The organism is Sphingomonas sp. 320_CC (genome assembly GCF_059691795.1).
In genome coordinates, this window is sequence record NZ_JCAWAE010000001.1 from 1,387,524 (window position 1) to 1,400,591 (window position 13,068).

General features: G+C 66.6%; 14 protein-coding genes. 4 read left to right on the forward strand and 10 right to left on the reverse strand.

The window, feature by feature from the left end; genetic code table 11:
• Positions 1-4 precede the first annotated feature (4 nt).
• The 3 genes from AC59GX_RS06495 (at position 5) to AC59GX_RS06505 (ending at position 2,746) form a co-directional block, all read left to right on the forward strand.
• Entirely contained in the window at positions 5-1,123 is a 1,119-nt protein-coding gene (locus AC59GX_RS06495; protein WP_426280458.1) for a chemotaxis protein CheB, read from the forward strand.
• Complete coding sequence (locus AC59GX_RS06500; protein ID WP_426280457.1) at positions 1,120-1,956, forward strand: CheR family methyltransferase; 837 nt, start codon at positions 1,120-1,122, stop codon at positions 1,954-1,956. The genes AC59GX_RS06495 and AC59GX_RS06500 overlap by 4 nt, the downstream gene beginning before the upstream one ends.
• A gap of 85 nt (positions 1,957-2,041) precedes the next feature.
• Positions 2,042-2,746, forward strand: coding sequence for an HPP family protein (locus tag AC59GX_RS06505; RefSeq protein WP_426280456.1), 705 nt, complete (start codon positions 2,042-2,044; stop codon positions 2,744-2,746).
• Here AC59GX_RS06505 and AC59GX_RS06510 read toward each other — a convergent pair.
• The 3 genes from AC59GX_RS06510 to AC59GX_RS06520 are packed head-to-tail and all read right to left on the reverse strand — an operon-like array spanning position 2,743 to position 4,356.
• Entirely contained in the window at positions 2,743-3,192 is a 450-nt protein-coding gene (locus AC59GX_RS06510; protein WP_426280455.1) for a cytidine deaminase, read from the reverse strand. The two genes, AC59GX_RS06505 and AC59GX_RS06510, sit on opposite strands and share 4 nt — an antisense overlap.
• Complete coding sequence (locus tag AC59GX_RS06515) at positions 3,189-3,866, reverse strand: glycoside hydrolase family 25 protein (protein WP_426280454.1); 678 nt, start codon at positions 3,864-3,866, stop codon at positions 3,189-3,191. Before AC59GX_RS06515 ends, AC59GX_RS06510 begins: the two co-directional genes overlap by 4 nt.
• Before the next feature lie 7 nt (positions 3,867-3,873).
• A complete protein-coding gene (locus AC59GX_RS06520; RefSeq protein ID WP_353467793.1) occupies positions 3,874-4,356 on the reverse strand; it encodes a UPF0262 family protein in 483 nt (160 codons plus the stop codon).
• Between the two features lie 99 nt (positions 4,357-4,455).
• Between AC59GX_RS06520 and AC59GX_RS06525 the strand changes: the two genes are divergently transcribed.
• Complete coding sequence (locus AC59GX_RS06525) at positions 4,456-5,946, forward strand: replicative DNA helicase (protein ID WP_056050676.1); 1,491 nt, start codon at positions 4,456-4,458, stop codon at positions 5,944-5,946.
• Between the two features lie 165 nt (positions 5,947-6,111).
• Here AC59GX_RS06525 and AC59GX_RS06530 read toward each other — a convergent pair whose 3' ends face one another.
• The 7 genes from AC59GX_RS06530 to AC59GX_RS06560 form a co-directional block, all read right to left on the reverse strand.
• The gene (locus AC59GX_RS06530; protein ID WP_426280453.1) at positions 6,112-6,864 is read right to left on the reverse strand and encodes a phosphoadenylyl-sulfate reductase; all 753 of its coding nucleotides are present in this window, start codon (positions 6,862-6,864) and stop codon (positions 6,112-6,114) included.
• Entirely contained in the window at positions 6,857-7,297 is a 441-nt protein-coding gene (locus tag AC59GX_RS06535) for a DUF934 domain-containing protein (RefSeq protein ID WP_056050673.1), read from the reverse strand. Before AC59GX_RS06535 ends, AC59GX_RS06530 begins: the two co-directional genes overlap by 8 nt.
• The gene (locus AC59GX_RS06540; RefSeq protein WP_426280452.1) at positions 7,290-8,921 is read right to left on the reverse strand and encodes a nitrite/sulfite reductase; all 1,632 of its coding nucleotides are present in this window, start codon (positions 8,919-8,921) and stop codon (positions 7,290-7,292) included. Before AC59GX_RS06540 ends, AC59GX_RS06535 begins: the two co-directional genes overlap by 8 nt.
• A 1-nt stretch (position 8,922) precedes the next feature.
• Positions 8,923-9,219, reverse strand: coding sequence for a DUF2849 domain-containing protein (locus AC59GX_RS06545; protein WP_426280451.1), 297 nt, complete (start codon positions 9,217-9,219; stop codon positions 8,923-8,925).
• The gene (gene cobA, locus AC59GX_RS06550; RefSeq protein ID WP_426280450.1) at positions 9,216-10,007 is read right to left on the reverse strand and encodes a uroporphyrinogen-III C-methyltransferase; all 792 of its coding nucleotides are present in this window, start codon (positions 10,005-10,007) and stop codon (positions 9,216-9,218) included. The genes AC59GX_RS06545 and cobA overlap by 4 nt, the downstream gene beginning before the upstream one ends.
• A 248-nt stretch (positions 10,008-10,255) precedes the next feature.
• Positions 10,256-11,668 carry a succinylglutamate-semialdehyde dehydrogenase gene (gene astD / locus AC59GX_RS06555; protein ID WP_426280449.1) on the reverse strand — a complete coding sequence of 471 codons (1,413 nt, stop codon included), beginning with the start codon at positions 11,666-11,668 and terminating at the stop codon, positions 10,256-10,258.
• Positions 11,669-11,704: 36 nt separating this feature from the next.
• Positions 11,705-13,066 carry a protein adenylyltransferase SelO family protein gene (locus tag AC59GX_RS06560; RefSeq protein ID WP_426280448.1) on the reverse strand — a complete coding sequence of 454 codons (1,362 nt, stop codon included), beginning with the start codon at positions 13,064-13,066 and terminating at the stop codon, positions 11,705-11,707.
• Positions 13,067-13,068: the final 2 nt, after the last annotated feature.

The window sequence follows — 13,068 nt, forward strand, 5'->3', positions numbered from 1 at the left end:
GGCCGTGACGACCCGGACCCACTCTGCCGAGCGGCATGCGGACCGCGACGGGCTCGACAGCGCAAGGGTCTTGATCGTCGATGACTCGGTGGTCGTCCGCGCGGTGATCGCGCGGCTGATCGATGCGAGCGACCGGTTCTCGGTCGTCGGCGCGGTCGGCAACGTCGCTGCGGCCTTGGCATTCCTGGATCGCGCGATGGTCGACTTCATCCTGCTCGATATCGAGATGCCGGGGATCGACGGGCTCAGCGCATTGCCCGACCTGATCGCGGCGGGGCAGGGCGCGAAGGTCCTGATCGTGTCGTCGAGCGCGGACGAAGGCGGGGCTACCGCCTTGCGGGCGATGGCACTCGGCGCGGCCGAGACGCTGATCAAGCCGTCCACGAGTGCCCTGTCGACGCGGTTCGGGTCGGTACTGGTCAACAAGCTCGAGGCGCTGTGCGAGTATTCGGCGCAGGTGCCGCCTGCGCTGGTCGTGCGCGCGCCCGTCTTGCCGACGCCGCCCGCGGACCCGCCGCTGCCGATCCGCCCGGTCTCGACCAGCGACGACTATGACATCGTTGCGATCGGTGCCTCGACCGGCGGCATCCATGCGCTGAGCCAGATGTTCGGTCAGATTCCCGCTGGGTTCCGCCTGCCAATCGTCATCACCCAACATCTGCCCGCGTCGTTCATGCCCTATTTCGCCGCGCAGATCGCAGTGCTTGCCGGACGCCCGTGCGATGTCGCAGTCGACCGGATGCGGATTCGACCGGGCCGGATCACCATCGCACCCGGCGACGCGCATCTTAAAGCTGTGAAGCTGTCCGAAGGTGGCGCGGCCTTTCGTCTGACGCACGAGGCCGCGCTTAGCGGGTGCATGCCGTCGGTCGACCCGATGCTGGCCTCGCTCGCGGACGTCTATGGCCCGCGTCTGCTCGCGGTCGTGCTCAGCGGGATGGGGCGCGACGGTGCGGAGGGGGCACGGCGCGTCCACGACGGCGGCGGGTGCGTCGTCGTGCAGGATCAGCAAAGCTCGGTGGTGTGGGGCATGCCGGGTGCGATCGCCGCCTCGGGCATTGCCGACGCCGTGCTGGCCCCCGACGCGATCGGTCGCCTCGCGGCGACGCGACGCCGACCATGACGTCGCGCGCCGCTCCCGCACCTGCCGCGTCGCAGGCCACGATCAACGTCCTCACCGCGTTGCTCGAGGCACGTACCGGTCAACAGATCGCCGCCTATCGCTCATGGCGGCTCGACACCGCGCTGAAGCCCCTGCTGCGCGCGCGCAAGCTCGATACGCTCGACCAGTTGGTGACCCAGTTGCTGCAGGGAAGCGACCGTTCGATCGGCGACTCGATCGTCGACGCCCTCGTCAACCAGGAGACCTCGTTCTTCCGCGACGCGCAGGTATTCGAGATGCTCGCCGAGGCGGTCGCCGACGCCGAGCGTGACGGTCGTCGCGCGCGGATCTGGTGCGCAGGCTGTTCGACCGGACAGGAGCCGCTCTCGCTCGCAATGCAGTTCGCCGAACGGCGCGAGACGAGTGGCGTGCCCATGCCCGAGATCGTCGCCACCGACGTGTCCGATGCGGCTGTCGCCCGCGCGCGATCCGGTCGCTTCTCGCAATTCGAGATCCAGCGCGGCCTGCCGGTGCGTCGCATGGTTCGCTGGTTCGACACGACCGGCAGCGACTGGGTGGCGAAGCCCGATCTGCTGGGCATGGTCGCGTTCCGCCGGATGAACCTGGTATCAGACCCAGCGCCGCCAGGACATTTCGATGTCGTCCTGTGCCGCAACGTGCTGCTGTACCTGTCGACCGACACCAAGGCCGAGGTGTTCCCGAAGATCGCCAAGGCGATGAAGCCCGGCGGCGTGCTGGTCATGGGGGCGGGCGAAACCGTGATCGGCCAGACAAGCGCGTTCGCGCCGAGCAAGCGGTTCCGCGGCTTCTACGAAATGCCCGCACAGGGGTAATCGGTCCACCTCGCGACGGGCCGGCCGCCGTGACTTGCCGGCGTGCGCGCCATATGGACCAGGCATCGTTCACCGGGTGTCTCGCATGCGCAAATTCTTCGTTCCTATTCTCGCAGGGGGAAACCTGAGGGATCGACTCCGGGCGTGCCTGGGCGCTCTGCTCGGCATCGGCCTGACCAGCGCGATCAGCGCGGGTGTGGTTCACCCGTACGGCGCGTTCCTGCTGATCGCCGCGCCGATGGGCGCCGCGGCCGTCCTCGTGTTCGTGGTACCGGCGAGCCCGCTGGCACAGCCCTGGTCGGTCATCGGCGGCAATATCATCGCCGCGCTGGTCGGGGTCACCGTCAGAATGCTCGTACCGGCGCCCGAACTCGCGGCGCCGATCGCGGTCGGCGCGGCGATCCTGATGATGTCGCTGACCCGGTCGCTGCATCCGCCCGCTGGTGCGGTCGCGTTGACCGCAGTCGTCGGGGGCCCGGCCGTTGTCGACGCGGGCTTCGCGTTCGTCCTCGTCCCGATCGCGCTGAACGCCATGATACTGACGGCGTGCGGAATCCTGTTCCACCGGTTTTCAGGGCATAGTTATCCGCACAAGGTGCCCGTTGCGGTACCAGCGCCGATCGAAGCCGCGCTCCGGGCCGAGGATCTCGACAAGGCGCTCGCCGATCTCGGCGAAACGCTCGACGTCAGCCGTGAGGACCTCGACCTGTTGTTTGGTCGTGTCGAATACCACGCAGCCCAACGGCGTACGCGCATGACTGGCGGCGGCCCCGTGGGACGCGCGGCTTAGCTGACCCCCAGGTCCGCCGGGCCGAACGCATCAGGCAGCAATTCCGAAACCATGTAGGTGCGGATCGCATCGCCTTCCGCCGCGCCGCAATGCACCGGCAGGTCGCGGCGGCCCATCTGCGCCGCTTCGTTGATGACCTGGCGACAGCGCCCACAGGGACTGACGGGGGACGTGCCGGTCGCGCGGCCCTCGGCATCCATCGCCCCGCCGATCACGCCGATCGCGACGATATCGCGGAGCCGACCTGCGGCGCTCGCGGTGGCGATCGCGACTGTTTCCGCACACAGCGACAGGCCGTAGCTAGCGTTCTCGAAGTTTGCGCCGGTGATCACCGTACCGTCGTCGAGCAGTACCGCAGCACCGACCGCGAACCGCGAATAGGGCGCGTGGGCGTTGCGCGCTGCGTCGCGTGCTGCGGCCACGAGTTGAATTGCTTGTTCAGTCATGATGCCACCACGTCCCAATTCACCGGTCCCTCGATCCCGTCGATGCGGCGGAAATCGCTTGCCCGCCACATCCGCCACGGTCGCGCGGTGTAGTCGGGCTTGAGGATATTCTCCACCGCCCATAGCGGCCGCGGGACGGCGTCCGACAGCGTATATTTCGAGTCCACCGCCTTGCTGATCCGCAGCATCACCGGTTGCCGGGTGTGCGTCTCGACCATCGTCACGAACTGCGCGATGTCGGCGATCAGCGTCGCGCGATCCGGCCGCGCGTTACAATCATCGTGGAACGCGATGTCGACCGCGGTCGGCAAGGCATCGGACGTCCGGGGCACGAAGGTGTTGAACGCGTTCGCCTGCTCGTCCGCGCGCTGGCACAAGGAATAGACATGGACCGCGCCGCGGCGCAGGCCGGCGTCGGGCAACGCCGCCCAGTTCGCCTCGAACGCCGCATCGCGGCGGTCGGTGCCCGACGTCGCGACGATGTAGGCGAAGTCGGCGCCGCTCGCGCGCACGGTGCCCCATTCGACCGGACCGGGGTTCTCGGCGAGGTCGATGCCCTGCAGCGGGTATTGCTTGACGTCGGGGTGCCAGCCGGTCGCGGCGGTCCAGCCGCAGATACCGACGAAGCCGGTCGCGGCCAGCGCAGCCGCGAATTTCAAAAGTGCGTGAGCCATGGGTCTTCTAGTTGCGAATGTGGAGGACGCAGATCAGCGTGAACAGCCGTCGCGCAGTGTCGAAATCGACCTCGATCTTGCCGTCGAGACGCTCCTTGAGCAGCTCGGCGGCTTCGTTGTGGACGCCGCGGCGGGCCATGTCGACCGTCTCGATCTGCGCCGGGGAGGATTGCCGGATCGCCTGGTAATAGCTGTCGCAGATCGCGAAATAATCGCGGATCGGCCGGCGGAACCGACCCAGCGCGAGCACCAGCGTCTCGAGATGCGTGTCGTCCTCGCGGTGGATATGGATGCCGAGGCGTCCTTCCTCCGACTGGAGCTTGATCTTGTACGGCCCCGTATAGCCGTCGGCATAGGCACGCTGCGGGGCGAAGTGATTGCCCTCGATCAGGTCGAAGATCGCGATCCGCCGCTCCTGCTCGACGTCAGGCGAACGCCAGCCGAGACTGGTCTCGTCGAGTTGCACGTCGATGATCCGCGGGTCGGCCATACCGGTTCGATAGCGGCGGACATTCGCCCTGTCACTTATCCCCAGCATTCCGGCGCGAGCGGCTTGGACGAGGACCCGTCCATCGCGTAGGTGCAGGGGATGGCAACTCTCGCATTCCCCGTTCCCGCGGTCCCCGAACCGCAGCAGCTTCCCCGCAACGTCGAGGCCGAGGCCGCGATGCTCGGTGCGATGATGATCGACAACCGGCTTGCCGACGATCTCGTCGACAAGCTCGAACCGGGGCATTTCTTCGAACCCGTCCACGGCCGGATATTCGCGGCGATCAAGACGCTGCGCGGCAACGACATGCTGGTGACGCCGGTGACGCTGCGGCCGATGTTCGATGCGGACGAGGGTATGCGCGAGTTGGGCGGGCCGGCGTATCTGGCTGGGCTGACGGGCAGCGGTGCAGGCCTGATCGGCGCGCGCCAGTTCGCGCAGCAGATCTATGACCTCGCGATGTTGCGTGCGCTCGTGTCGGTCGGCCGCACGCTGGTCGATCGCGCGATGGATACCTCCGAGGAGGTCAATCCGCGCGCGCAGATCGAACTGGCCGAGGAGGAGCTGTTCAAGGTCGCGGCGGATGGCGGTTCCGAGAACACGGTGAAATCGTTCGCGCAGGCGACGACCGCGGCGGTCAAGATGGCCGAGCGCGCACTGAACTCTGGCGGCAATCTGTCGGGTGTCACCACCGGCATCGATTCGATCAACGCGAAGATCGGCGGCATGCATCACAGCGATCTCATGATCCTCGCCGGCCGCCCGGGCATGGGCAAGACGTCGCTCGCCACCAACATCGCGTTCAATGCGGCGCGGCGCTGGATGCGCGACATGGCCGACGGGATCGCGCCGAAGGATTCGGTCGGCGCGAAGGTCGCATTCTTCTCGCTGGAAATGTCCGCCGATCAGCTCGCGACGCGTATTCTCGCCGAGCAGTCGCAGATCAGTTCCGAATCGCTCCGCATGGGTAAGATCAGCCGTACCGAGTTCGCGCAGCTCGCCGCTGCCGCTGCCGAGCTGGAGAATTTGCCGCTGTTCATCGACGATACCGGCGGTCTGTCGATCGGTGCGTTGCACACGCGCGTGCGCCGGTTGCAGCGTCGGCATAACAACGAGATCGGGCTGGTGGTGGTCGACTACCTCCAGCTGCTGTCGGGCTCGGGCAAGAGCAAGGACGGCAACCGCGTCCAGGAAATCTCCGAGATTTCGCGTGGGCTGAAGACGCTGGCGAAGGACCTCAACGTGCCCGTGCTGGCGCTGTCGCAGCTTTCGCGTGCGGTGGAATCGCGCGAGGACAAGACGCCGATGCTGTCGGATCTTCGCGAGTCGGGGTCGATCGAGCAGGACGCCGACATGGTCTGGTTCGTGTACCGCGAGGATTACTACGTCGCGTCGAAGGAGCCGAAGCGACCGGCGGAAGGGGATAGCTCGAAGATCTTCGAGGACCATGCGTCGTGGGCGGCGGAGATGGAGCGGGTCTACGGCTTGGCGGAGTTGATCATCGCCAAACAGCGCCACGGTGCGACCGGCAAGGTTCGGATGAAGTTCGATCCGACGATTACGAAGTTCTCGGATCTAGCGGAGTATTGAGTGTCTGAGTCCCTCGCCCCTTCGGGGAGAGGGAAGGGGCCCGCGGCTCTTGCCGTGGGAAGGGAGAGGGGAGTGTGGCTGGGGACGTCGCATCCCAACTCCCCTCTCCCTTCCGTCGCCAAGTGGCTCCTCCCTCCCTCTCCCCGTAGGGGCGAGGGAATTGGATCAAATCATCGGATCGTAGTCGGTGGGGGCGTGGATGCCGCATTCGACCTTGTCGAAACTGCGCCACCGACCAGCGCGCGGGTCCTCGCCGGGGGCGACTTTGGTCGTGCAAGGCGCGCAACCGATCGAGAGATAGCCCTGAGCCTCCAACGGATGCCGCGGCAATTCATGCTCCGCGAAATACGCGTCGAGCTTGGCCTTGTCCCAATCCGCCAGCGGGTTGATCTTCAGGCGGCCCTCGTCCTCCTCGAACCGCGGCAAGGCAGTACGGGTCCCCGACTGAAACCCCTTCCGCCCCGAAATCCAGGCATCGAACGGCGCCAGCGCCCGCCGCAGCGGCTCGACTTTCCGCAGATCGCAGCAGCCATCTGGATCGTACGACCACCGCAACCCCGTCTTGTCCTTGATCGCCAGCAACCGCGGATCGGGCCGGAACACGCGCAGGTCCGTGAACCCTAGTCTCTCCGCCAGTTCGTCACGGTACGCCAAGGTCTCCCCAAACATCTTCTGCGTATTCGTGAACACCACCGGCACATCGACATCGACCTGCGCGACCATGTGCAGCAGCACGGCCGACTCCGCGCCAAACGAAGACACCGCCGCGATCCGCCCGCGCAACTCGTCGACCAGCAGTTCGAACAGCATCTCCTGTGCGGAGACGCCTTCGAACCGCTCCTGCATCGCCATCGCATCGGCGCGCGTGAACGCCGGCGTGACGTCGATCATGTCGAGTTGGCGCGCGGGCTCACCCATGGCGCAGCTTCCACACCGGCACCGCGCCGTCCGCCGCCTTCTGGTACGGCGTATCGTAGCGCTCCAGACTCGCGCGCAGCACGTCGATATCGATCGGCGCCTGCGGTGCGAAGCTGTCGAACCCGCACCGCCGCATCAGCGGAATCTGGTCGACCAGCACGTCACCCTGCGCACGCAGTTCGCCGGTATAGCCCGCCTCGCGCAGGATCCGGGCGGACGAATAGCCACGCCCATCGCGGTAGCCGGGGAAGCTCACCTCGATCAGCGCAAGCTGGTCGATCTGCGGCAACAACGCACGTGCGTCGTCGCCCGCTTCCAGGCGAACGGCGGCCGCGTTGCTCTGCCCGATGAACGAATCGAGCGTCACCGCAGGCTCGTCATGCGGCTCGTCGTCGCGGAAGCGGAGCAGCGTCTGGTCCGGATACTCAACCATAGATCGCCTCCTTGAACGTCTCGAAGCCGACGCGGCGGTAGGTGTCGAGGAAGCGCTCGCCGGGATCGCGGACCTGAAGGTACCGATCGGTGACGCGCTCGATCGCGTCGACCACGCCATCCTCGGAGAAACCGGGCCCGGTGATCTTGGCGAGGCTGACGTCCTCCGCGCCCGAGCCGCCGAGCGAGAGCTGGTAATTCTCGGTACCCTTCTTGTCGACGCCGAGGATGCCGATGTGACCGGCATGGTGATGCCCGCACGCGTTGATGCAGCCGCTGATCTTGAGCTTCAGTTCGCCGAGATCGCGCTGCCGATCGAGGCTGCCGAAGCGAGTCGCGATCTTCTGCGCGAGCGGGATCGATCGCGCGTTGGCGAGGCTGCAATAGTCGAGGCCGGGGCAGGCGATGATGTCGCTGATCAGGTCGAGATTGGCTTCGGCGAGCCCTGCCTCGTTCAGCGCGGTCCAAAGGTTATGAAGGTTACGCCTATGAACGTGTGGCAGGACGATGTTCTGGGCGTGCGTGACGCGCAGTTCGTCGAAGCTGTAGCGCTCGGCGAGGTCGGCCATCAGGTCGATCTGGTCGGCCGAGGCGTCGCCGGGGATGCCACCGACCGGCTTCAAGCTGATCGTTACGATAGCGTAACCATCCTGCTTGTGGGTGCGGACGTTCTGGTCGAGCCAGACGGCGAAATCGGGGTCGCTGCGATCGATGTCCGTGCCAGCGTCCGTGTCGAACGCTGGCGCACCGAAGTGGCTCGTGATGCGCTCCAACTCAGCCCGCGGGGGATCGAGCCCAAGGCCCTTCACAGCGGTGAACTCCTCCTCGACCTGGCGGCGATATTCGTCGGGGCCGATCTCGTGGAGCAGGATCTTGATCCGCGCCTTGTAGATGTTGTCGCGCCGGCCATAGCGATTGTAGACGCGCAGGCACGCCTCGAGATAGCTCATCAGATCGTCGGCGGGGACAAAGTCGCGGATTTCGTGGCTGATCATCGGCGTGCGGCCCATGCCGCCGCCGACGAAGATCTTCGCGCCGAGCTCACCGTCGCGGACGTGCAGCCCGATGCCGATGTCATGGAGCCGCATCGCCGCGCGATCCTCGTTCGCCGCGATCACGCAGATCTTGAATTTGCGCGGCAGGTACGTGAATTCCGGGTGGAACGTCGACCATTGGCGGATCAGCTCTGCCCAGGGTCGCGGGTCGGCGACCTCGTCCGCGGCAGCACCGGCGAACTGATCCGAGCTGATGTTGCGGATACAATTGCCCGAGGTCTGAATGGCGTGCATCTCGACCGTCGCCAATTCTTGGAGGATGTCCGGGGTCTGGTCGAGCTGGATCCAGTTGAACTGGATGTTCTGCCGCGTGGTGAAGTGGCCGTACCCGCGATCATACTTCCGCGCGATGTGGCCGAGCATCCGCATCTGCCGCCCGTCAAGCGTCCCGTACGGCACCGCAACGCGCAGCATGTACGCGTGCAATTGCAGGTAAAGCCCGTTCATCAGCCGCAACGGCTTGAACTGGTCCTCGGTCAGCTCGCCCGAAAGGCGGCGGCGGACCTGGTCGCGGAACTCGTCGACGCGCTGGTCGACGATCGCCTGGTCGTATTCGTCGTATTTATACATGTCAGATTACCCAGCTGCCGGCGTTGGGGTCGGCGGGTTTGAGAGTCAGGTCGGGCCGCATCGTGGGCCCGAGAGCGCGGATGCGGTCCTTGATGTGGGCGGGGCGGGGGCCGTCGTCGGTCAGCGTGGCCTCGATCAGATACGGCACGTTGACGCGGCGCGCGCCTTCCTCCGCCTGGAGGATGGCCTCACCCGCGACGCCGACATCGGCAGCGTCCTCGATGTGGCGCGACCAGCCATTGCCGGTCCACCAGACAACATCGCCGGTGGGAAGGTCGTTTCCGGTCAGCAGCTTCATGCGGCGGCGTCCTCTGCTACGCGGGCCCAGCGGGCGAGTTTGTCTTTGGCGTCCGACAGTTCGACGACCTCGCCGACGACGATGATCGCGGGGCTTTTCACCGCCTCGCGCGCTACCATGGCGCCGAGATCGGCGAGTAGCGTCCGGATCGCACGGCTGCCCTGCAACGTGCCGCGTTCGAGCACGGCAACGGGCATGTCTGGTGCGACGCCGTCGGCCATCAGCTTGTCGGCAATCTCGGTCGCGGTGGCGATGCCCATGTAGATCACGAGCGTGCGGCCCTGGCCGGCGAGCCCGGACCAGTCCTGCTCGGTCAGCCCCTTGCACTGGCCCGCGACGAAGCTGACTGCGCTGGAATGATCGCGGTGGGTGAGCGGCAGCATGGCTTCCGCAGCGCAACCTAGTGCAGCCGAGACGCCGGGAATGACTTCGACGGGGAGACCGGCAGCGCGAACCGCCTCGACCTCCTCGCCGCCGCGGCCGAACACGAACGGGTCGCCACCCTTGAGCCGGATGACGATCGCGCCGGTCTTCACGTGCGCGATGATCAGCGCGTTGATCGCCTCCTGCGGCAGCGTGTGGCGCGCGCGCTGCTTGGCGACCGAGATGCGCTGAGCCCCCGGCGGCGCGATGTCGAGCACGCGCGGATCGATCAGCCCGTCATGCACGACGACGTCGGCAGTCTTCAGCGCCTCGACAGCGCGAACGGTGAGGAGTCCGGGATCGCCCGGGCCCGCCCCGACGAGGATGACGCGCCCGCGGGCGGTGGGGTCTAGGAGGCTTGCCATGCGACCGGAGATGGGCGGATGGGCGCTGCGCTGCAACCGAATGATGCTTTGGCGGGAGGTAGGATTGCTTTTGCGCTGGTAGATCAAGGTGGCTGTCGGCGAACCGGACGATCCTCACCCGCCAGGGGGAGGTGGCGCGTAGCGACGGAGGGGGAGGACACGGAAGAGGCGTAATCGCTTACCTCCCCCTCCGTCTGGCAAGTGCCAGCCACCTCCCCCTGGCGGGGGAGGATCAGATTATGAGGTGATCAGCCGTCGGCAAGTCCGATCCCAATCGACGCACGCGCGCTTTCGGACTCGCTGCTGACCACCGGATACGCGCAGTAGTCGGCTGCATAATAGGCGCTTGGGCGGTGGTTGCCCGACCAGCCGATGCCGCCGAACGGCGCGCCGCTCGAGGCACCATTGGTGGGCTTGTTCCAGTTGACGATGCCGGCGCGGATGTTCGCCCAGAAGCGGTCGTAGAGCGCGGGAGTCTGGCTGATCAGCGAGGCTGACAGGCCGTAGCGCGTGTTGTTCGCCTCGGCGATCGCGGCGTCGAAATCGTCGACGCGGACGACTTGCAGGATCGGGCCGAACAGCTCGATATCGGGGCGGTCTGCGATATCGGTGACGTCGATCAACGCGGGTTTCAGGAACGGCAGGTCCCCGACCGGGCGTTCGAGATGGCGGATCGGGCGGCCACCGCGCGTGAGCAGTTCGAGGAAGCTCTCGGTCAGCTGCTCGGCGGCTTCGTTGTCGATCACCGGGCCCATGAACGGGGCGGGGTTGGCGTGCGGTTCGCCGACGATGATCCGGCCGACCATCTTGTCGACGGTCGCGATCAGCGGGTCATAGAGCTTGGTGTCGACGATCAGTCGCCGCGCCGCGGTGCAGCGCTGACCGGCGGTGGTGAAGGCCGACTGGATGATCAGGATCGCCGCGGTGTGCAGATCGGGCGTGTCCCAGACCACGATCGGGTTGTTGCCGCCCATCTCGAGCGCGAGGATCTTCTCGGGCTTGTCGGCGAACGCGCGATTGAGCGCGAGGCCGGTGCGTGCCGAGCCGGTAAACAACAGGCCATCGATATCTGGATGTGCGGCGAGTGCCTTGCCCTCGTTCGGGCCACCGATCACGAGACGGATGCATTCGGGCGGTACGCCGGCGGCGCGGAAGCATTCGACGAGGAACGCGCCGACGGCAGGGGTCTTTTCGGATGGCTTGAAGACGACTGCGTTGCCGGCGATCAGCGCGGGGACGATGTGGCCGTTGGGCAGATGTGCGGGGAAGTTGTACGGCCCGAGCACGGCCAGCACGCCGTGCGGCTTGTGGCGGACGGCGATCCGCGATCCCATCGTCGCTTCGAGGCGGCGTTGCGCCGTGCGGTCAGCATAGGCGCTGACCGAGATGTCGACCTTGGCGATGACCGTCTCGACCTCGCCCCGTGCTTCCCAGATCGGCTTGCCGGTTTCGCGCGCGATCAGGTCGGTGAACGCGTCGTTGCGCTGGCGGACGATGTTCGCGAAACGCCGCATCGTCTCGATCCGGAAGGCGAGTGGTTTCGACGCCCAACTCGACCAGCCGGCGCGCGCGCAGGCGACCTCGGCATCGACGTCGCCGATCGGATGGCGCCAGAGGACCGCGCCGGTGGCTGGCTCGTAGGAGATGATCTCGTCGGACATGGTGCCGCTCTTGCCCCAAATCGGGTTTGATTCCAATTAATCGGCCAGTGCCTGGCTCATGCCGCGGATCACGGCCACTTTTGCATTTAGTGCTGTCCAATCGTCGTGCTCGGCGATCGGGACCCAAATCGCTTCGACCTCGTCGATGAGCATGCTGCAGGGCTCGCCCGACCAATAGGGGTGCGAGCGGTCTTTCCGGGGTTCGTAGGACGCGAGTGCGGCGCGGACTTCGGCCCAGGGTTCGTCGTAGGTGCCGGGCAGATCCCCACCGAATGCGTCGAAGAAGAACCGGTCGATCCCGACGCCGGAGGTGCGGAGCGCGCGTTCGGTGGCCTGGACGAGGTCGCGGTCGGTATCGGGATCGCGCGGGCGGACGCCGAGGCGCCAGAGGATCGCCTCCGTGACTTCCGATTGATAGCGCGGACCGAACTGGTCGAGCGCCGCCACCAGCGGGTCGCTCTCGGCTATCTGGCGGAGCGCAACGGCGAGTTGCATCACGTCCCAGTGGATCGCCTCGGGCTGGCGACCGAACGCGTAGAGTCCTTGATGGTCGAAATAGGCGGCGGTGAACGCCGGGTCCCAGGTCGGGGCGAAGCGCCACGGGCCGTAGTCGAAGCTCTCCCCAGTGACGTTGATGTTGTCGGAATTGAGCACGCCGTGGACGAACCCTGCCGCCATATAGCGTGCGGCGAGACGCGCGGTGCGGCCGACGACGAGGCCGAGCAGGCGGACCGGATCGTCGCTGTCCTCGTCGTAGAGGTTGCGCAGCGTGTAGCCGACGAGCTTGCGTAAGGCGGCTTCGTCGCGGTGGTAGGCGAGACGCTGGAAGCTGCCGATGCGGACGTGGCTGTGATTGAGGCGGACGAGAACCGCCGAGCGCGTCGGGCTTGGTTCGTCGCCGCGTTGGAGTTCCTCGCCGGTCTCGATCAGCGACAGCGTCCGCGAGGTGGGGACGTTGAGCGCTTCGAGCAGCTCCGTCGCGAGGATTTCGCGGACACCGCCCTTGAGTGTGAGGCGGCCGTCGCCCGCGCGGCTCCACGGCGTCTGGCCGGATCCCTTGGTACCTAGGTCCATCAACCGGCCTCGGTCATCCCGCATCTGCGCAAAGGTGAAGCCGCGGCCGTCGCCGAGATCCGGATTGTAGTTGCGAAACTGATGGCCGTGGTAGCGGAGCGCGACCGGCTGGGGGAGCGTGCCGGGGAGCGGCTCGAACCGGCCGAAATGACGCGTCCATTCGTCGTCGGTGAGCGTGTCGACCCCGATCTGCGCGGCGGCGCGATCGTTGCGGAAACGGGTTCGCGTCTCGGGGAAGTCGGCGGGCGCGACGGGGTCGAAGAAGCCGTCGCCGAGGTCGAGGAGCTTTGCTTCGGGGCGATAGGCTTGCGGGGAGATGGGCATGC

Coding starts and splice junctions, on each gene's coding strand:
- AC59GX_RS06500 (WP_426280457.1), top strand. CDS start 1,120: ATGACGTCGCGCGCCGCTCCCGCACCTGCCGCGTCGCAGGCCACGATC.
- AC59GX_RS06505 (WP_426280456.1), top strand. CDS start 2,042: ATGCGCAAATTCTTCGTTCCTATTCTCGCAGGGGGAAACCTGAGGGAT.
- AC59GX_RS06510 (WP_426280455.1), bottom strand. CDS start 3,192: ATGACTGAACAAGCAATTCAACTCGTGGCCGCAGCACGCGACGCAGCG.
- AC59GX_RS06515 (WP_426280454.1), bottom strand. CDS start 3,866: ATGGCTCACGCACTTTTGAAATTCGCGGCTGCGCTGGCCGCGACCGGC.
- AC59GX_RS06520 (WP_353467793.1), bottom strand. CDS start 4,356: ATGGCCGACCCGCGGATCATCGACGTGCAACTCGACGAGACCAGTCTC.
- AC59GX_RS06525 (WP_056050676.1), top strand. CDS start 4,456: ATGGCAACTCTCGCATTCCCCGTTCCCGCGGTCCCCGAACCGCAGCAG.
- AC59GX_RS06530 (WP_426280453.1), bottom strand. CDS start 6,864: ATGGGTGAGCCCGCGCGCCAACTCGACATGATCGACGTCACGCCGGCG.
- AC59GX_RS06535 (WP_056050673.1), bottom strand. CDS start 7,297: ATGGTTGAGTATCCGGACCAGACGCTGCTCCGCTTCCGCGACGACGAG.
- AC59GX_RS06540 (WP_426280452.1), bottom strand. CDS start 8,921: ATGTATAAATACGACGAATACGACCAGGCGATCGTCGACCAGCGCGTC.
- AC59GX_RS06545 (WP_426280451.1), bottom strand. CDS start 9,219: ATGAAGCTGCTGACCGGAAACGACCTTCCCACCGGCGATGTTGTCTGG.
- cobA (WP_426280450.1), bottom strand. CDS start 10,007: ATGGCAAGCCTCCTAGACCCCACCGCCCGCGGGCGCGTCATCCTCGTC.
- astD (WP_426280449.1), bottom strand. CDS start 11,668: ATGTCCGACGAGATCATCTCCTACGAGCCAGCCACCGGCGCGGTCCTC.
- AC59GX_RS06560 (WP_426280448.1), bottom strand. CDS start 13,066: ATGCCCATCTCCCCGCAAGCCTATCGCCCCGAAGCAAAGCTCCTCGAC.